The following is an 18,687-nucleotide window of genomic DNA, read 5'->3' on the forward strand; positions in this document are numbered from 1 at the left end:
GTAAGGCCAACGATCATTCTTTTAACTCCAACATATCAATTCCCGCAAAGGACTCGGCGTTTCTTTCGGCTAGAATCCATTTTCCGTCTGATGATACGGAATGTTGATTGTACGAATATTTTGGATCAGTAAGTATTTTCAGACCGCTGCCATCAGCATTCACTATATAAAGAGCGCTTCGTGATGGAATTCCGCCACGGTTGGATGCAAAGATAACACGCCCATCAGGCGTCCATGCTGGCCACCCATCGTAGGCAGGATTAGCAGACAAATTGATTTCACCAGAACCATCCAGATTCATTACAAATACCTCCGAATCTCTCTTAGATATTGACAAATCCCAATTGAATCCCGGTGTATTAATTACTCTTCTGAAAAGTAATTTAGTACCGTCCTGCGAAAGAGAACCATAGGTGCAAATGGTTTTGAAATTTGTTAGTTGCTTTACATCAGTGCCATCAAGCTTCATAGAAAATATTTCAAGCGTTTGCTTGCTCCATTCAACACTAAGGTCGGGTGATGTCCGGGCAGAATTAAAAATAATCCGTTGTCCATCGGAAGAGAACTTGGGATGACTGTCATCTCCCGGAGTGCTGGTCAATCTTTTTGTATTCTTGCCATCGGCGTCCATAATGTAGATGTCTCCCTCTTTATCGTCCCGGACAGACGTAAATGCAATCTTCGTTCCATCCGGCGACCAGACAGGACTATCATCATTGGCAGTATTAAAGGTTAATTGTTTGAGCTGGGTTCCATCCACATTCATATAATATAACTCAGAGTTACCGCTGCGGTCGGAGTCAAACAAGATTTTCTTTCCATCCGGAGAAAGAACCGGATATCCATCTACCGTAACCGTGATTCGCTTAACAGGTAAATAAGATTGCGCATAAACTACGCCGCCACCCAGGAGAGTTACAATAAGAAAAAGTATTTTCATGGATTTTCATTTTATCTTGTTACAAAGATGGATGAAGCGATCTTATGTTCGACCACAATGGCAGCTTATTATTCCAACAACCAGATTAGCATGGCAAACGGACACAGTCAATATTCTGCCCTTGTTATTAGCATAGGAAAAACTGCTGTTCGAATAAAATATTGAACGAGTCATTTTTTTTGAATATCTATGAATAAATGATGGAAATGAAGCGATTAAACGTTACCGGTGTTCATATACTATTATGGGTGGGATATATACTCCTATATGCGACCGTCTGGCGTGCGCCGGAAATTTCATTTGGAAATAGCTTGCTACGTGAACTTAGTTTTTTGCCTTTAAAAATCGTTCTGGTCTATACCTGTATTTTTTTCCTTGTTCCCCGGTATTTACAAAGTAAGCAATATGGCATGTTTATTTTTGCAACCGTGATGATAATCCTGGTTACGACTATACTCTACAATACGTACCTACAGACTGTGGTTCCGGCACTTTTTATCGAAATTAAACCTGACAAAGTATTTTTTGACTGGGAAAAGGTCAGCAAGCGAATGACCTTTCTTACTTCGCCCATGTTCTTTGGTCTTACGCTCACTATGGTACGTAACTGGTATGATCAAAGAGAACAAAACGCTATGATTATGCAGGAGAACCTGAATGCAAAATTGCATTTACTGAAACAACAGCTTCAACCTCATTTCTTTTTTAACACGCTCAACAGCCTTTATAGCCTGGCACTGCAAAAGTCAGATCAGACACCCGTGATGATACTAAAACTCTCTGAACTCATGCGTTATCTTTCCGACCATCAATCGAGTGACTGGGTAAGATTGAAAGATGAAATCTGCTTCCTTGAGAATTATTTATCCATTGAAGAAATCCGCTACCAGGACAAAGCAAGCGTAACAATAACTAATGCTATTGCTTCTTCCGAGAACATATACATTCCTCCCCTTGTGCTTTCAACTTTTGTTGAAAATGCTTTTAAACATGGAGTAAGTCCTAGCTTGAATCCGGCTTTTGTTGCCGTTGAGATCAACGAAGATGCCCAATATATATGTTATAAAGTGAGCAATAGTAAGGCTCCGTTGCCACACAAGCAAGCCGGAACAGGGCTGGCTAATCTTCATGCCCGTTTGAAGATCATCTACGGCAAAAATTTTAATATGGATATTGTTGAAAATGAGAACTTGTATAGTGCCGAGCTAAAACTAAAAAAGGAAATTGAAAATGTGTACATGCATAATAGCAGATGACGAAAAACTGGCGCGCGATGTCTTAAAGGCCTATATCTCCCGGATAGATGATCTGGATATAGTTGCTATATGCCGTGATGCATTAGAGGTCAGCCGTTTTCTGGAGCAAACCGGAGCGGATATTTTGTTTCTGGATATTGAAATGCCACAGCGGACTGGTCTGGAACTGATCCGGTCATTGAAACAACCGCCCAGAATTATCCTTACTACCGCTTACAAAGAGCATGCACTCGAAGCATTCGAACTCCACGTTACCGATTACCTGTTGAAGCCGTTCTCATTCGAAAGATTCACTATGGCTGTTGATAAAATACGTTCAATGCCTTCTGCCATAACCAGCCGCAATGATCAATTTATCGATTTGCGTGTAGAACGGAAGATGGTTAAGATTCCGGTCCATGAAATCCGGTATATTGAAGCTATTGGAAATTATATCAAAATATACATGGCAGAGAAAATGATCATCGCCTACAATACAATCCAGAATATGAACCATATTTTACCTGGCCATAAATTCCGGCAGATTCACCGTTCTTATATTGTTAATCTGGATAAAGTGCAGCAATACACAGCAACGACTATCTGTGTAGGTAAAGTGCAGCTACCTGTGGGAAGGCGATTCAAAAAAATGTAGGCTAAATCTTTCAACAGCAAAGAAGGGTTTTCTTTTTCTGCTTATTATAACTTAGCTACATTATTAACTTTATGTTACCTCTGTTGATGTTCACTATTTCTTATACACCTGCCCGTCTTTCATAACAAATTTTACTTTTTCAAGCAGTGTTACCTGCTCTAACGGATTTCCTTCTACCGCAATAATATCAGCGTATTTTCCGGCAGTAATGGAACCTAATCTCTCTTTTTCGCCTAGCAACTCTGCTGCCTGAATGGTAGCTGCTTGTATAGCTTGTATGGGGCTTAGTCCATATTTTACCATGTAAAAAAATTGTTTAGCATTATCGCCATGCGGATACACACCGGCATCTGTTCCAAATGCGATTTTTACGCCTGCTTTGGCTGCTTTCTGAAAATTTTCCCGTTGAAGCCGTCCTATCGTCCGCTCTTTTTCTATAATTTTTTCAGGGTATCCTAATCTGGTGAATTCCGACAGAATATAATCGTCGTTATATACATCAGACACCAGCCAAGTTCCTTTTTCCTTCATCAGCCGGATACCTTCCTCATCTATCAAACTTCCGTGTTCAATGGAATGTACACCTGCCCGGACAGCCATTTTAATACCTTCCGCTCCATGCGCATGTGCAGCTACTTTTTTGCCCCACATGGCGGCTTCGTCTACCATTGCTTTCATTTCTTCTGGTGAATATTGAGGCCCTCCTACCGATTCCTCTTCGGATAATACCCCGGCAGTAGCAATCATTTTAATCAGATCAGCCCCATATTTTATATTATGACGTACCTGCTTACGAACGGCATCCACCCCATCAGCTACGCCTGATTGTTGATTGAATTGCAAATAGGGAGAAAACCCTGATAGGTCGCCATGACCACCGGTAGCACCGATAGCCAAGCCTGAAACGAACAATCTGGGGCCTGGAATGGCGCCAGAATTAATCGCTCTTTTTAAAGCTACATCTACAAACTCAGGAGCACCTACATCCCGGCAGGCTGTAAAACCAGCCTCTAAAGTGTGCCTGGCATAAATATGAGCTGTAATGGCATTATCTATTGACGACTTGCGGAAAATATCTTCATAATAATTTTCTGGTTGCCCGGTGATATGGGTGTGGCAATCAATCAGGCCTGGCAATACAGTATAATTGCTTAGATCTATCACTTCTGCGCCGGAAGGAATTGTTACGCTGGGTCCTACTTCTTTAATCTTGTTTCCTTCAATGAGTATAACCTGATTGGTAAGCAGTTTTCCTGAAACTACATCTATTAACCGGCCAGCTTTTATCACTTTTATGGAAGTATTTTGTGCTAAAACGCTTATTGGTCCTGGAAAAACAACGCAAAATATCAACACCTGTTTTACCAGAAACCTTAGGAATGACTCAATCATACATATTTGAATTTTATAAAGAATGTATAGGCTTTAAAAAGGATAGATAAAAATAGTATTGAAATAGTAATATTTTAAAATTAATTTACTTATTCAAATGAAGCCACTTATTATGCATAAATTTTTATATCAGCTGCTGCTTTTTATTGTCCTTACGCAAGTAATGGGTTATTCCTGTACTTCTAAAAAAAAGGATACGAAAGCAAATACCGGTGCGGCAACCAACAAACCCATTGGAGCTGAAGTCTACATAGTAAAAGATACTACGCTTCAGGAAAAATTGAATGTACTGGGTAGCCTGGTAGCCAACGAACGGGTACAGATTGTAAGTGAAAGTGCCAGAAGGTTAATCAAAATTAATTTTCAAGAAGGCTCATACGTACAAAAAGGGCAATTACTGTTTAAACTGGATGATGCCGGCTTGCAGGCGCAACTCAAAAAATTATATGCCCAGCGAAAACTTGTTGCCAATGATGAACAGCGGACAGCGGCTTTGCTGAAACTGGAAGGAGTAAGTAAACAGGAATATGAAAGAGTAGCCGGTTCTATCGAAAGTATTGACGCTGATATTGAATATGTGAAAGTAGAAATCGCCCAAACAGAGATCAGAGCGCCATTCGGTGGAAAAACCGGGATACGCAAAGTAAGTGAAGGGGCTTTTGTAACGCAAAATATGCCCCTGGTAACGCTGGAAGACATTAACCTGATAAAAGTAGAATTTGCTGTACCAGAAAAATATGCCAATAGTATAGGGATCAATCAGCAGATAAATTTCCGGGTAGAGAACAGCGATAAACTATATCAGGCTACTGTTAAAGTAATTGAGCCTTATGTAGACCAGAACACCAGAAGTTTGTTTATCCGGGCGATTGCCAATAATGAAGACAAGAAATTGCTTCCCGGTTCTTCGGCAACAGTTGAAGTATCGTTAAATGAAATACGCAATACAGTGATGATTCCCAGCAAGGCTTTGATTCCGAGTTTGGAAGGCAACAGTGTACTTACGATTGAGAATGGAAAAGCAGCAAAAACCATTGTTGAAGTTGGCTTACGTACCAGTATGAGCGTTCAGATTACGAAAGGTTTGCAACCAGGCGATTCAGTCATGACTACTAATATTCTCCGGGCAAAACCTGGTATTGCTGTTCAGGCTATAGCAAGTAAGTAATATATGGTCAATAGTATTTAGCAGCAATTTGTAATGAGTCATTTGTAATTAACAGCTTCCCCCTATGAGCATATCAGAACTAAGCATCCGGAAACCAGTACTAGCGACCGTTATATCTATTCTGCTGGTTATTTTCGGAGCGGTTGGTTTTAGTTTTTTAGGCACCCGGGAATACCCGGCTGTAGACCCTCCCATTATTACTGTTACTACTTCTTATCCTGGTGCCAATCCGGATGTAATTGAATCACAAATAACTGAGCCCCTGGAACAAGCCATCAATGGTATTGCAGGGGTGCGTTTTATTTCTTCTACTTCCAGAGAACAAGTGAGTGTAATTAGTGTAGAATTTAATATTGATGTAGACCTGGAAGCTGCCGCCAATGATGTACGTAGCAAAGTTTCTCAGGCTATACGGAACCTTCCGCAAGATGCCGATCCGCCAGTTGTGGAGAAAGCAGATGCTAATTCACAATCAGTCGTATTTTTATCCGTACAAAGTGATACCCGAAGTTTGCTTGAACTAAGTGATTATGCCAATAATGTAATTAAAGAGCGAATGCAAACTATCCCTGGTGTAAGTGGCGCTTATATCAGGGGCGAACGCCGGTATTCCATGCGTTTGTGGATGGACCCGGTCCGGATGTCGGCCTACAAAATTATACCTGCTGATATACAAGCTGCTTTGCGCAGAGAGAATATAGATTTGCCTACTGGCCGTCTGGAAGGGAATGAAACAGAGATCACCCTGCGGACGGATAGTCGGCTGGTAACTCCGGAAGAATATAACCGGATGATCATCAAAACGGAAAACGGACGGATTGTCCGCTTTAGTGATGTAGGGTATGCCGAACTGGGTATTGAAAATGAGCGAAGCAGCATTCAGCGCAGCACCATTCCTGGTGTGTTGATTTCCATACAACCCCAACCCAATGCCAACGAAATTGCCATTGCCGATGAAGTATACAAACGACTGGAAGAACTAAAAGCCGAAGTACCCGAAGACATTAGACTCGAAATTGCCAACGACTATACCAAGCCTGTCCGGCGCTCTATTAAAGAAGTAGAAGAAACCCTCATTATTGCGTTCTTGCTGGTAGTAATCGTAATCTTCTTGTTCCTGCGCGACTGGCGATCTACGCTGATACCTGTAATCGCCATTCCTATTTCCATTATAGCTACTTTCTTTATTATGTACATTGCCGGTTTTTCTATCAATGTACTTACTCTGGTAGCCATTGTACTGGCCATTGGGCTAGTCTGCGATGATGCAATTGTGGTGCTGGAAAATATTTATGCGAAAGTGGAGAAAGGAATGAGCCCTTTTCAGGCGGCACTAGTGGGTTCTAAAGAAATCTACTTTGCCGTCATTTCCACTACTGTAACGCTTGCCTCTATATTTATTCCTATCATTTTCCTGCAAGGCTTAACCGGACGCTTATTCCTCGAATTTGGTGTAGTAATGGCCGGTTCTGTACTGATTTCTGCTCTGGTTGCCCTCACTCTTTCGCCTATGATGTGTGCTTATCTGCTGAAGCATCAGGATAAACCGAGTAGATTTTACCGGACAACAGAACAGTTTTATGAGGCGCTTACTAAAGGTTATAATAGGTCGCTCCAGGCATTTATGCGGATCCGCTGGAGTGCTGTTGTTATTTTGCTACTGATGTTTGTAGTCATTGGGATAATAGGTACAAGAATTCAGTCTGAGCTTGCACCACTAGAGGACAGAGGGATTATCCGGGTGAATGTAAAAGCACCAGAAGGAGTCTCATACGAGTATATGGAACGCTATATGAAGGAAATTGACCAGTATATCAACGATTCTGTTCCTGAATTATTTACATCTGTTGCCTTAACGGCAGTTATACCAGGAGGTGGTACATTTAGTCCGGTGAATGCTGGTCTGGAAAATGTATTTCTTGTCGATCCAGATCAACGTGAACGCACCCAGGATCAGATTTTTCAGCAACTCTCCAAAGGACTTGAGAATTTCACCGGGGTACGTACCTTTCCGGCTCAACCTCCTACAATTGGCTCCCGCTTTGGCGGACAGCCAGTGCAGTTTGTTATTCAGGCACCCGATTTACAAAGTTTATTAAAATCGTTACCTGTTTTCCTGGAAGAAGCCCAGCAACATCCTACTTTGCGTTTTGTAGATTCAGACCTGAAAGTAAATAAACCCGAGCTGGTATTAAGAATCAACCGTGAAAAAGCTTCTGAACTCAATGTATCGGTAGAGGAAATTGCCCGGACCTTACAGCTCTCTTACAGCGGACAACGATATGGCTATTTTTTAATGAATGGTAAACAATACCAGGTAATCGGCCAAATGCAGCGAAACGACCGGAATGAGCCTTTAGACCTGAAAAGTATATATATCCGCAATCAGAATGGCGATATGGTATCGCTGGATAACCTGATTACTTACGATGAAACTGTAAGTGCTGCGGCTATCTATCGCTATAACCGGTATATATCGGCCACTGTATCTGCCGGTTTAGCTGAAGGCAAAACATTGGGAGAAGGCATTGCAGCTATGAATGAAGTGGCAGCCAAAATATTACCTCCTACTTTCAAAACAGATCTGGCCGGCCAATCTAAAGAATATGCGGATAGTTCTTCCAGCTTGTTCTTTGCCTTTATACTGGCACTTGTGCTTATTTATCTCATTCTGGCCGCTCAGTTTGAAAGTTTTATTGATCCATTCATTATTCTACTTACTGTACCAACTTCGATTGCCGGTGCCTTGTTTACTTTGTATCTATTCGGGCAAACACTAAATATTTTCAGCCAGATTGGTATTATTATGCTGATTGGACTAGTAACGAAAAATGGGATTCTGATTGTAGAGTTTGCAAACCAAAGGAAATTAGCCGGGCTCAGCCGGATCGATGCGGTACTGGAAGCTGCTACCACTCGTTTCCGTCCCATTCTAATGACGAGTTTAGCTACGATTTTAGGTATTCTGCCCATTGCTTTATCCCTGGGCACTGCTGCCGGAAGCCGCCAGTCGCTGGGAATTGCTGTAGTTGGTGGTATGATCATATCCGGCTTTTTGACCTTATATATTGTACCAGCTATGTATTCATACTTATCCAGAAGCCGCAAATCTTTGGGTATTGCTACAGAAAAAGAGCTGGCTGTATAAACTAAGCTCACTTATTGAAACTTATCCAGGTTTACTCTCTGTAGTTACTAACAATAGAATTAAGTAATAAATGAAAGCCATTTATAATGGGGATGGTTACTTCATATGTTGTTTAATTCTTTAGATTTCTTATTCTTCTTTCCTACTGTAGTTTTCATTTTTTTCATATTACCTTATCAACATAGGTGGTGGTGGCTATTAATAGCGAGTTGCTATTTCTATATGGCGCTTATTCCAGTATATATACTGATACTGGGTTTCACAATTGTAATCGATTATTTTACAGGAATCTATATTGAAAAAGCGAACCAGAAAAGAAGTAAAAAAAGCAGATATTTATTAATTATCAGCTTAGTAGCCAACATTGGTATTCTCGGAATATTTAAATATTATAACTTTTTTAGCGAGAATATAAACTGGCTTCAGCAGCAATTTAACTTACAAAATACCATTCCTTACCTTTCAATCATATTACCTGTAGGGTTATCTTTTCATACTTTTCAGGCGATGAGCTATACGATAGAGGTATACCGTGGCAATCAGGCGGCTGAAAAACATTTTGGTAAGTATGCACTGTATGTGATGTTTTTTCCTCAATTAGTAGCAGGACCAATTGAACGTCCGCAAAACATACTACACCAATTCCACCAAAAACAAGATTTTGACTTTAGAAGGATAACAGCAGGACTACAGCTAATTGGATGGGGTTTATTTAAAAAAGTAGTAATTGCTGACCGGGTAGCTATTCTTGTGAATGAAGTATATACTCATCCATACAACTATCAAGGGATATCGCTCATTGTAGCAACGGTATTTTTCGCCTTCCAGATCTACTGTGACTTCTCGGGATATTCTGACATCGCCTTAGGCAGTGCACAGGTAATGGGATTTAACCTAATGCAAAATTTCAATCGTCCCTATTTTTCAACTTCTGTAGCTGAGTTCTGGAAAAGATGGCATATCTCGCTCTCTACATGGTTTAAAGATTATGTGTATATCCCATTGGGAGGAAATAGAAAAGGAAAATGGAAGTGGTATTTTAATCTGTTAATTATTTTCCTGATTAGTGGCTTCTGGCATGGCGCAAGCTGGACATTTATTATATGGGGAGCATTACATGGTTTTTATATGATTTCATCTGCAATAACACTGCCTATAAGAGGCAAGTTTGCTCAACTGATACATGTAGATACATATCCAAAAATTCATAAACTGATTCAAATACTTACAACATTCGCTCTGGTATGCTTTGCCTGGATTTTTTTCAGAGCAAATTCAATAACAGATGCTTATTATATAACAACCCACTTATTCACAGGAATTCAAGAAAATATACAAACAATTATTTTTAACGAAGATGGTTTAAGGGAAAAAGTATTATTTCTAGGTGATTCCTATTATTTTATATCAGGTGTACTGCTCATTATACTTTTAGTAATGATAGAAAAAATACAAAATAATGGGAGTATTCGCCTGATGCTATCTAATCAACCTCTGTTTGTGCGATGGAGTGTATACTATCTACTTATTCTTGCCATTATATTTTTAGGTATACATACAAAAGCTGACTTCATTTATTTTCAATTTTAACTACCATGTTAAATGCTCCTTTTATAAAATCAGTAGCTTTCATTTTTATACTGGTTGTAGTTCTATCTATTATTTCCTTTATTCTAAATTTTGGTGCCAGATATTCAAATGAGGGGCAAAGCGGAAAGATTAATCAACTCATGAGACATGAGCTCGACCCTGCAATTATGGTTTTTGGTTCTTCTGTAGCCTATAATCATTTTAATGCAGAACTTATTGAACAACAAACAGGGCTATCTTGCCTGAATATGGGATTGGATGGAGGTCCCTTTACTCATACAAATGGTTTTATGAGGGACTTTATCTCCTATTCGAAAGATTGTCAGTATATAGTAATAACCGAATCTTACTTCAGCTTTGCAAACTATCAGGAATTATATGAGCCATATAAGTATTATCCGCATGTAAGTAATGAACATGTGTATAATTGCCTGATTAAAATAGAGCCAGATGTGATCTGGAAAACTCGTTATATACCATTTTATAACTTAATACATTTTCAAAGCAAAGGCTATTTGAAAGAAGTTACAAGAGGCTGGATGAGAGCTATAGGCAAACCTATGTCTGAAAAAGACATAAAAGGATTCCATCCCAAGCATTTAAAATGGACCGATGAACAAGATAATTTAAATAAAGCTACAGCACCCTTTAGAGTGGATAATATAGTAAATGAAGAAATTTTCAGAGATTTTTTACATATGATCAATGAGATCAATCAGAGTGGCAAGAAAGTAATTTTTGTATTACCTCCTATACAAAAAGATGGACAAGAGAAATTATTGGGGCTAGATGGTTTAAGGAAAAAATACTTAAGCATTACATCTGAAAATGTGACATTTTTGGATTATACTAAACATCAGATTTGTAATAACAAATCATTATTCTATAATAATACGCATCTAAATGCTACAGGAGCTGATGTATTTTCAACTATGTTTGCCAAAGACATTCAAGAGCTTCACACTGGAAAGTCAACTAACTCATTGGCTAATATAGCTTTCTGATTTGAGGCTAAATAGAAATATTATTCAATAAATATTGCAAATTACTACAGCTTTATGTCTACATCATTAGCCGCTTTCCTGGCCGGGAAATAAGAGGCAAAAAATACAATGAGCATAATGGTACAGGCAGTTAAGGCAAAATCGCTGAAGCGCATTCTGACCGGATAGGCATCTACCACAGAAGTTTGCATACCCATAGAAACAATACCAAACGTTTGCTGAAGCCAGCAAATAATAAATCCCAATACAATGCCGGTAATAGCTCCAGTACAGGCAATAATAGCTCCTTCTGTCATAAATAAGCGGCGGATAAAACCTGAAGTGGCTCCCATGGCATACAATACGGATACATCTTTCTTTTTGTCAATCGCCAGCATAGTAAGCGAAAAGAAGATATTGAATGAAGCGATCGCCAGAATAAAAGAAAAGGTGATATACACAAAAAGCTTTTCAATCTGAATGGCCCGCAGCAAACTAGCATGTTGCTGGTCCCGGTTTTGTACGAGGAATTTATTACCTAACAACTTTTGTAAATCTGCCTGTACACGTTTAATACTGGAACCTGGAGTAGTTTTTATTTCAAGAGAAGTACGCTTATTGCCAGTCTGCATTAATTCCTGGGCAAAGGATAGTGGAACAAAAATATAGTTATTGTCATACTGTTGCTCAATGGCAAATACAGCACTAGGCCGGATATTTTTGCGCAAATAAGCATTAGGAGAATTGAGGTCTATCGTTTTTTTTGTGTTATTCGGATACCAAACCTGAATGGATTCAAAATTATCAGATAACGGTACCGATAGCATATTTTGTACACCAACGCCCATCACTGCATAATCTACATTTTTATCCTGCAACATGAGTTCCCCGGCAATAATGACTGAATCCAGCCCATTCTGATGCAAAAAGTTATCGCTTACTCCACGCATCTTTACTATTGTCTGGGCATCCCGGTAGGTAAGAAACGCATTATCTTCAATCACCTGGGCTACCGATTCTATACCGTCTACTTTCTCTATACCAGCAATTAAGCCAGGTGATAGTTCAAAAAATTTTCCTTCAGTTGCTTTAACCTGGATTTCAGCATTAAACTTTCCATATAAACCCCGGAACAAATCTTCTAGTCCGTTAAAAACTGAAAGCACAATAACCAGCGCCATTGTGCCTACACCCACCCCTACCATTGAGATGTTGGAAATAATATTTATGAAATTTTTCTTCTTCCGGGAAAAGAAGTAACGCCTGGCGATAAAAATCGATAAATTCAATTCAAAGACGTTTATGGATGAGTAAATGCTGCTTGTACACTATAAACGTAAAGAAAATTTATTTGATACTCAGCATTTTTTTCCAGAAAGGCCGGCTCCTTTTTTTGGCCATTAATTGAAACTGTTGCATAGCTTCCATATGTGCTATTCTTTGCTCCACTCTTGCCCCTTGTGCAGGTGTATTTATTACTTGTTTGCCTATTGGTTTAGTTTTATTTTCTTCTAGGTTGGCTTGCTCTTTCATATTTCTTCTTTGCTTAGTTATATTATTGTACGACAGCTTATTAACTTGACCTATAAAAATATCAAGTTCATTTTATTTATACAATTAAAACGGAAAATTAATATTCTGAGCTATAACATAACAAACAATTACTCTCTTCCTTCTAAAAACAGATTTCAAGTTTTCAGAAGTATCAAAGTCTATGATTCCGGAAGGGAATATTGTAGAGAGGATGATAATTCTATTTCCAGGCTTTTACCAGAATGCTGGTCCCGGTTTTATGCTGCCGGGTGACATCCAGGTAATTCAGCAGGAAGCATAAAGGAAATATCAGGAGATAATAAAAAGGCAACACGGTGTACATATACTTGGAAGTACCCAGCATCAGCATCGGATATTTAAGCGAAAGTAACCAGGAGCGGCTTCCCGGACGTCCATAGGTATATTTAATGTCTATTTTCTTAAAGCCAACCTTTTTGAGTTTCCGCTTCATTTCTTCAATACTATACCCGGTGCGGATGTGTTCTTCTATAAAAGGTTTCTCACCAGGTTTACTTACTCCTGATCCCCCTTTATCAGAAGGAACCGTCAGTAACAGCATACCATCTTCTTTCAGGGAAGCATGCATATTTTTAAGTACCTTACAATCTTCTTCAATGTATTCCATTACATCTACCGACAAAACCAGATCGAAAGTGTCCGGCTGCTGGAATGTTTTCAGATCTTCAGTTTTAAATAAAACGTTGCGCTTTTCAGTATGATGAAAGAAGCGGTTACAGTCACATACATGTTCTGTTTTTACATCTATACCTAGTACACTCCATTTAGGGCTCATTTTCGCCAGATAATAAGTATGCTGACCAAAGCCAGCACCAGCATCCAGAATGTGTACGTGTTTGTCTGTTTTTCCGATCGCCCAGCTTTTTATTTCGCGGTGTATGTGCCAGGCACGAAGTAAAAGCAGGTCCAGTACTTTGTAAAATAAAATTCGTAATAAGGATGATTTTCCAAAAAAGCGAGCTAATCGCTTTTTAACAGGTTCGTATCGCATGATTAGTTATACTTACAACATCTACTGCTACACCAGAAGGGATACAGTGATTTAAGCATTTTAAGATTTCCGTAATAATGAACACAGAGGCTATTAATTGCCTGTTTTGTTTTCATCTTCTTCGGTAGCTGGTGGAATGTGAATTTTTGATAAAAGATTATCAATTTTTGCGGCATATTCAAGACTTTCGTCCAGATAGAAGTGAAGCTCAGGTATGATTCTGGCCTGATTCTTTATTTTTACGGCTAGCATTTGCCGAATCGCTTTTCCTTTTTCTTTAATATCTTCTATAAGCGTATTTTTATTCTTTGCAAGCAAAAAACTCAAATACACTTTTGCAATGCTTAAATCAGGGCTTACTTTCACTTCTGTCACCGTAATGAAGGCCCCATTAAACATACTTTTTGCGTCCCTCTGGAAGATTTCACTCAGATCCTTCTGGATCAATCGTGCAAACTTCTGCTGTCTCTTACTTTCCATATATTTGAGTGCAAATATCAGTACTTATTTTGTAATTATTTCCAATATTGCAATAATTTTCGTCCAATTGCTCGTTTATGAAGGCGAAGGTACGTGTAGTATTATACTAATAATTTAAAGTTTTGGTCAATTTTTTTAAAACAAATCAATTATTCACAATAATAGCATCTATTCTGCTATTATTTGCCGTTTACCTTCCCCTTATAACAATAAGACCACCCTTGATTGTTCCTGAACTGCAATGGATGCTGGCTGGTGAACGGATGAGCAGAGGGTTTGTATTGTATACGCAAACCTGGACGGATGTAGGCCCTTTGGCAGGCTTATTTTACTGGCTGCTGGATGCCTTGTTTGGCAGAAGCCAGCTGGCTTATCAAATTACAGCTTTTCTACTGGTCATTCTTCAGGCAGTTTTTTTTAATTTCTCTCTACGCCGCAACAATATATATCCCGAAAGATCGAATATCCCTTTGCTCTTGTATGTATTGTGCATGGGTTTATTCTTCGATTTCTTTACGCTTTCGCCAATGCTCATGGGCGTTACTTTTTTGCTTCTGGCATTGGATGGCGCATTTATTCATATTAGCGAAACAGCCGGAAATGATGAAGTATTCTCCATTGGATTTTACATCGGAGTAGCTACCTTGTTTTATGCTCCTTTAGGTATATTTATTATATATATACTGGTCAGTTTTCTGCTGCTGGCGGCTACCGGAATACGCAAATATTTCCTGATGCTGTTTGGCTTTGCCTTTGCCATGGGATTAACAGGCTTATTTTTTTATATGATCAATGGCTTGCAGGAACTGTATTTCAGCTGGCTTTCACATTTGCTGGAGTTTAGGAAGATTTATTATATATCCATTATTGAATTTCTGCTGATTGCTTCTCCTTTACTTGCCCTGCTTACGATTGCCTCTTTACAATTAGTAGGCGGAGATACCCGGTTCATTCATTATCAGATCCGTTGCCAGCAGACTGTATTCCTCTGGCTGGTAGCCGCTGGCGTATGCTTGCTGATTGCTCCCGAGCTGGCTCCTTACCAACTTATCATTATTGTACCTGGGGTAGTCTTTTTTGGAACGCACTTTTTCCTATTGGTACGAAAAGGATGGATGGCAGATGTTGCCTTTGGAGTTTTATTCTGTGCTGTTTTGTTTATCAACTTCAGCAATATTTTTCCAATTGTCTCTACAAAAAGCTGGGTAGATCTATCCGATTTTACGATCACATCTGCTCCCGAAACAACAGCCGTAAAAGGGAAAAAAGTATTAGTTGCCGGAGATAATCCTGCTCCCTACTTATATAATACACCTGCCACACCCTACTTGCAATGGAAACTTGCCCAGCGGCACTTTAATAACCTGGATGATTACCAGATTGTAACAGAAATATATGAAAATTTCAGAAAAGACCTCCCCGATGTAATTGTGGACCAGCAAGGGAAAGTAAAAACCTTATTTAACCGTATTCCTGCGCTTGCGAGATATTATACCCAAGAAGGCGATTCCCTGATTTATACGAGAAGGAAAGCAAGTAGATAAATTTATCAATTTGGGAAAGTTAAAAAGACTGAGAATAATAAGTTTGTTTTCTTTCTTTTGTATGTTATTGATAAGCTGTAATGCTCATAATGAAGATTTTCAAGCTCAGTTTATATGGAGCCTAGCCTTTTAATTGTAGAATTATCCTACCATTACATGGGCATCAGGGTAATGATAGGCATTACTGATTACAGGCCGGCTGATGGCCAGCGCCAGGGTAACAGTTCCTACCCTTCCCAGAAACATAGAAAAGGTGATCAGTATTTTTCCGAATGGCGACAATTGTGGGGTAACGCCTGTACTCAATCCAACAGTGGCGAATGCAGAAACCTGCTCAAATAACAAATCTATGCCATTTTGTTTGGGTTCGGTAATAGAAAGTACAAATACGGCAAGTAAACAGTAGGCGGCGGCAAAAGTAATTACGGAGAAAGCTTTAAAAAGCAATTCCATAGGAATGGTACGCTTATCTATGGAAATGATTTTTTTGCCTCGAATGGTAGAGATAACAGATACCGCTATGAGCAGAAAAGTAGTTGTTTTAATACCCCCACCAGTAGATCCAGGCGATGCTCCAATAAACATTAAAAATATGATCATAATGAGCGTAGGGTCCAGTAGTTTGGTAAAATCTACTGTATTAAATCCAGCTGTCCGGGTGATTACAGACTGAAAGAAAGCGGTAATAACAGCTTCCGTAAAATTAAGGCCTGAGAGGGAATTTTTCCTTTCTAACAAATAATATCCTACTGTACCAAAAACGATGAGTATAATAGCCATATAGATAGCTATTTTTGAATTCAATTTCCAGTCTTTCCAGGGCATCATTAGTCTTTCACGCAAAGCTTTTGGAGAAAAAACATCCATAATGGGTGAAAATCCCAGGCCACCCATTACTACAAGTAAAGCGATTACTATATGCAGAATATAAGCAGTCCGGACAGGAAGTTCATACAAGTTATTAGTATATAAACTAAATCCGGCATTACAAAAGGCTGCAATAGAATGAAAAAGAGAAAAAAAGAGTTTCTCGCCTAAACTTTCAAATTGTGCTTCTGGCCCCCAGGTCATAAAAATGGCTACAAATCCTATTCCTTCTATCAATAGCGTTAGCCAGATTACTTGCCTGAGCAAACCCTGGGAGGAAAACAGAGATTCGCTGCTCATAAAATCGTGAATAATAGACTGATGCTTGAGCCCCATCCCTTCTTTCAGAAGGGCTGCAAAAAAAGTTGCAAAACTGATAATACCTATTCCACCCAGCTGGATCAGAAACAAAATAATAAGCTGTCCTTTAAATGTAAAATAAGTAGCTGTATCTACCACAATCAAACCGGTAACACAGGCAGCACTGGCCGACGTAAACAGGGCATCGATAAAAGGCATTCCATTGGGTGTATTGGTCATGGCTGGCAACATTAATAAACCGGCACCCGCAAAAACCAAGAGAATAAAACTACCAATAAAACTTGAGGCTGGTTTGAGTTTTACTGCAGAAATCCGGATACTGGCCTTACTGGTTTCCAGACCTATTAATACTATTAGAAATATAGTAGATACAACTTCATAGAAAGAAGTATAATTTTTAAACTCAAGCCAGTTGGAAAGAAAATAGAGTACTTTGAAACCAAAAATATAATTCACTATACCATTGGCAATCAGAAGCGCCATAATAAATGCTTCCGTACCAGTGCGCTTGATAAATTCCTGTCGATGAAAGGAATATAAAACTCTGATCAGATATACAAGTACAAAAGATCCAAAAATAACATCGAGCCACCCAAAAACCATGGATACCGCTTCATGCGTCAGGTTAAATCCATATCCATAAATGAGCAGGGCAATGGCTAGTAATGAGTTGAACAAGGTAATATACCGGAGCCAGGTATACACACGTTCCCGGCTATTGTACAAGCGGTTATTTAACCTTTCAACAGTGAGCATATAATGTAAAGAAATTATGCTTTAAAGCTTCTTGCATCAAACTTTCCTTATGAATGGGCACAACTCCGGCATGTTCGCATACCAGGCCGCCACCCAGATTGGAAAGACCAGCAATTAACTGGGGCGAAAGTTGTAAAGCTACACAAAGGGCGGCAATACTTACTACCGTATCTCCTGCACCCGATACATCAGCGATCTGCCGGATATGAGCTGGCATCAGGTATTTATCTTGTTCATAATCAATGTACACGCCTTTTTCAGATAGTGTAACCAAAATAGCTACCAATTGTAATTTTTCTTTCAACTGGCTTACTACCTGTTTGAGTTCAGCGGAATGTGTAGGATCGAAATCAACTTTCAGGCCTTCTTTTAGTTCTTTCAGGTTGGGCTTGAATAGGGTAACGCCCCGGTAGTGCAAAAAATTACGTTTTTTAGGGTCTACTACCGTGGGAATGTTATGCTGGTTGGCAAAAGCAGTAACCTGCTCAATCAGTTCTTTACTCAATACGCCCTTGTCATAATCCTGAAAAATAATGACCTGGCAAGTGAGAGCTAATTGTTTGATTTTATCCAGCAACTGTTGTCTTTCGTTTGCAGTAATCAGATGATCCATTTCAGAATCAATTCTGAGCAGATGCTGAGTACCAGCAATGATGCGGTGTTTGATGGTAGTTGTGCGGGTTTCACTATCAATAATACCTTCCCTCGACAATCCGCTCGCAGAGAGAATATCCAGGAAATCCTGGCCATCTGCATCTTTCCCAATTACAGAACATAGGATAGGCACTGCACCCATTGCCTGCACATTTACAGCTACATTTGAAGCACCTCCCAGTCGTTTTTCCCGTTTCTGCACATGAACAATCGGTACAGGGGCTTCCGGAGAAATCCGGTCTACTTTTCCCCATAAATAAGAATCCACCATTACATCGCCAATGATGAGAACTCTTACCTGGTTAAATGCATCAAATATTTGCTCTAAGGAATCGTATTGCATGCGGATGGAGTTGATGTAAAGCATATGAGTAAACAGATAAGAAATAAT

The 18,687-nt window shown here is 39.4% G+C and carries 15 protein-coding genes; 7 read left to right on the forward strand and 8 right to left on the reverse strand.

Annotated features, from left to right (window positions below; translation table 11 throughout):
• Window positions 1-13 precede the first annotated feature (13 nt).
• Window positions 14-940 (reverse strand): TolB family protein, encoded by a 927-nt coding sequence (locus GXP67_RS09390; RefSeq protein ID WP_162442905.1) that lies wholly within the window; start codon window positions 938-940, stop codon window positions 14-16.
• A gap of 206 nt (window positions 941-1,146) precedes the next feature.
• Here GXP67_RS09390 and GXP67_RS09395 point away from each other — a divergent pair, with 206 nt between their 5' ends.
• Both GXP67_RS09395 and GXP67_RS09400 read left to right on the forward strand, forming a co-directional pair.
• On the forward strand, window positions 1,147-2,196 hold the full coding sequence (locus GXP67_RS09395) for a sensor histidine kinase (protein WP_162442906.1): 1,050 nt from the start codon (window positions 1,147-1,149) through the stop codon (window positions 2,194-2,196).
• Entirely contained in the window at window positions 2,171-2,830 is a 660-nt protein-coding gene (locus tag GXP67_RS09400) for a LytR/AlgR family response regulator transcription factor (protein ID WP_162442907.1), read from the forward strand. The genes GXP67_RS09395 and GXP67_RS09400 overlap by 26 nt, the downstream gene beginning before the upstream one ends.
• Window positions 2,831-2,923: 93 nt before the next feature.
• Here GXP67_RS09400 and GXP67_RS09405 read toward each other — a convergent pair whose 3' ends face one another.
• Window positions 2,924-4,222 (reverse strand): Xaa-Pro dipeptidase, encoded by a 1,299-nt coding sequence (locus GXP67_RS09405; protein ID WP_162442908.1) that lies wholly within the window; start codon window positions 4,220-4,222, stop codon window positions 2,924-2,926.
• Between the two features lie 97 nt (window positions 4,223-4,319).
• Here GXP67_RS09405 and GXP67_RS09410 point away from each other — a divergent pair, with 97 nt between their 5' ends.
• The 4 genes from GXP67_RS09410 to GXP67_RS09425 all read left to right on the forward strand — a co-directional run bounded on the left by GXP67_RS09410 (window position 4,320) and on the right by GXP67_RS09425 (window position 11,132).
• Complete coding sequence (locus tag GXP67_RS09410) at window positions 4,320-5,390, forward strand: efflux RND transporter periplasmic adaptor subunit (protein ID WP_162442909.1); 1,071 nt, start codon at window positions 4,320-4,322, stop codon at window positions 5,388-5,390.
• 64 nt (window positions 5,391-5,454) lie between these two features.
• Window positions 5,455-8,538 carry an efflux RND transporter permease subunit gene (locus GXP67_RS09415; protein WP_162442910.1) on the forward strand — a complete coding sequence of 1,028 codons (3,084 nt, stop codon included), beginning with the start codon at window positions 5,455-5,457 and terminating at the stop codon, window positions 8,536-8,538.
• A gap of 222 nt (window positions 8,539-8,760) precedes the next feature.
• On the forward strand, window positions 8,761-10,128 hold the full coding sequence (locus tag GXP67_RS09420; RefSeq protein WP_317170125.1) for an MBOAT family O-acyltransferase: 1,368 nt from the start codon (window positions 8,761-8,763) through the stop codon (window positions 10,126-10,128).
• Window positions 10,129-10,133: 5 nt separating this feature from the next.
• Window positions 10,134-11,132: a hypothetical protein gene (locus tag GXP67_RS09425; RefSeq protein ID WP_162442912.1), complete on the forward strand. Its 999-nt coding sequence runs from the start codon at window positions 10,134-10,136 to the stop codon at window positions 11,130-11,132.
• Between the two features lie 44 nt (window positions 11,133-11,176).
• Here the strand turns inward: GXP67_RS09425 and GXP67_RS09430 are convergent, their stop codons facing one another.
• The 4 genes from GXP67_RS09430 to rbfA all read right to left on the reverse strand — a co-directional run bounded on the left by GXP67_RS09430 (window position 11,177) and on the right by rbfA (window position 14,154).
• The gene (locus tag GXP67_RS09430) at window positions 11,177-12,400 is read right to left on the reverse strand and encodes an ABC transporter permease (protein WP_162442913.1); all 1,224 of its coding nucleotides are present in this window, start codon (window positions 12,398-12,400) and stop codon (window positions 11,177-11,179) included.
• Window positions 12,401-12,458: 58 nt separating this feature from the next.
• Window positions 12,459-12,644 (reverse strand): hypothetical protein, encoded by a 186-nt coding sequence (locus tag GXP67_RS09435; RefSeq protein ID WP_162442914.1) that lies wholly within the window; start codon window positions 12,642-12,644, stop codon window positions 12,459-12,461.
• 220 nt (window positions 12,645-12,864) lie between these two features.
• Window positions 12,865-13,674, reverse strand: a complete 810-nt coding sequence (locus tag GXP67_RS09440; RefSeq protein WP_162442915.1) for a class I SAM-dependent methyltransferase — start codon at window positions 13,672-13,674, stop codon at window positions 12,865-12,867.
• Window positions 13,675-13,767: 93 nt separating this feature from the next.
• Window positions 13,768-14,154 (reverse strand): 30S ribosome-binding factor RbfA, encoded by a 387-nt coding sequence (gene rbfA, locus GXP67_RS09445; RefSeq protein ID WP_162442916.1) that lies wholly within the window; start codon window positions 14,152-14,154, stop codon window positions 13,768-13,770.
• 221 nt (window positions 14,155-14,375) lie between these two features.
• Here rbfA and GXP67_RS09450 point away from each other — a divergent pair, with 221 nt between their 5' ends.
• On the forward strand, window positions 14,376-15,698 hold the full coding sequence (locus tag GXP67_RS09450; protein ID WP_162442917.1) for a hypothetical protein: 1,323 nt from the start codon (window positions 14,376-14,378) through the stop codon (window positions 15,696-15,698).
• Window positions 15,699-15,839: 141 nt separating this feature from the next.
• Here the strand turns inward: GXP67_RS09450 and GXP67_RS09455 are convergent, their stop codons facing one another.
• Both GXP67_RS09455 and GXP67_RS09460 read right to left on the reverse strand, forming a co-directional pair.
• Entirely contained in the window at window positions 15,840-17,642 is a 1,803-nt protein-coding gene (locus tag GXP67_RS09455; protein ID WP_162442918.1) for a TrkH family potassium uptake protein, read from the reverse strand.
• Entirely contained in the window at window positions 17,629-18,663 is a 1,035-nt protein-coding gene (locus GXP67_RS09460) for a bifunctional heptose 7-phosphate kinase/heptose 1-phosphate adenyltransferase (protein ID WP_232065070.1), read from the reverse strand. The genes GXP67_RS09455 and GXP67_RS09460 overlap by 14 nt, the downstream gene beginning before the upstream one ends.
• Window positions 18,664-18,687: the final 24 nt, after the last annotated feature.

Origin of the sequence: Rhodocytophaga rosea, assembly GCF_010119975.1 — a bacterium.
Classification (GTDB): Bacteria; Bacteroidota; Bacteroidia; order Cytophagales; family 172606-1; genus Rhodocytophaga; species Rhodocytophaga rosea.

Bases quoted from the DNA above. Each gene is read 5' to 3' on its own strand.
- GXP67_RS09390 (WP_162442905.1), bottom strand. From the start codon at position 940: ATGAAAATACTTTTTCTTATTGTAACTCTCCTGGGTGGCGGCGTAGTT.
- GXP67_RS09395 (WP_162442906.1), top strand. From the start codon at position 1,147: ATGAAGCGATTAAACGTTACCGGTGTTCATATACTATTATGGGTGGGA.
- GXP67_RS09400 (WP_162442907.1), top strand. From the start codon at position 2,171: ATGTGTACATGCATAATAGCAGATGACGAAAAACTGGCGCGCGATGTC.
- GXP67_RS09405 (WP_162442908.1), bottom strand. From the start codon at position 4,222: ATGATTGAGTCATTCCTAAGGTTTCTGGTAAAACAGGTGTTGATATTT.
- GXP67_RS09410 (WP_162442909.1), top strand. From the start codon at position 4,320: ATGAAGCCACTTATTATGCATAAATTTTTATATCAGCTGCTGCTTTTT.
- GXP67_RS09415 (WP_162442910.1), top strand. From the start codon at position 5,455: ATGAGCATATCAGAACTAAGCATCCGGAAACCAGTACTAGCGACCGTT.
- GXP67_RS09420 (WP_317170125.1), top strand. From the start codon at position 8,761: ATGGCGCTTATTCCAGTATATATACTGATACTGGGTTTCACAATTGTA.
- GXP67_RS09425 (WP_162442912.1), top strand. From the start codon at position 10,134: ATGTTAAATGCTCCTTTTATAAAATCAGTAGCTTTCATTTTTATACTG.
- GXP67_RS09435 (WP_162442914.1), bottom strand. From the start codon at position 12,644: ATGAAAGAGCAAGCCAACCTAGAAGAAAATAAAACTAAACCAATAGGC.
- GXP67_RS09440 (WP_162442915.1), bottom strand. From the start codon at position 13,674: ATGCGATACGAACCTGTTAAAAAGCGATTAGCTCGCTTTTTTGGAAAA.
- rbfA (WP_162442916.1), bottom strand. From the start codon at position 14,154: ATGGAAAGTAAGAGACAGCAGAAGTTTGCACGATTGATCCAGAAGGAT.
- GXP67_RS09455 (WP_162442918.1), bottom strand. From the start codon at position 17,642: ATGCTCACTGTTGAAAGGTTAAATAACCGCTTGTACAATAGCCGGGAA.
- GXP67_RS09460 (WP_232065070.1), bottom strand. From the start codon at position 18,663: ATGCTTTACATCAACTCCATCCGCATGCAATACGATTCCTTAGAGCAA.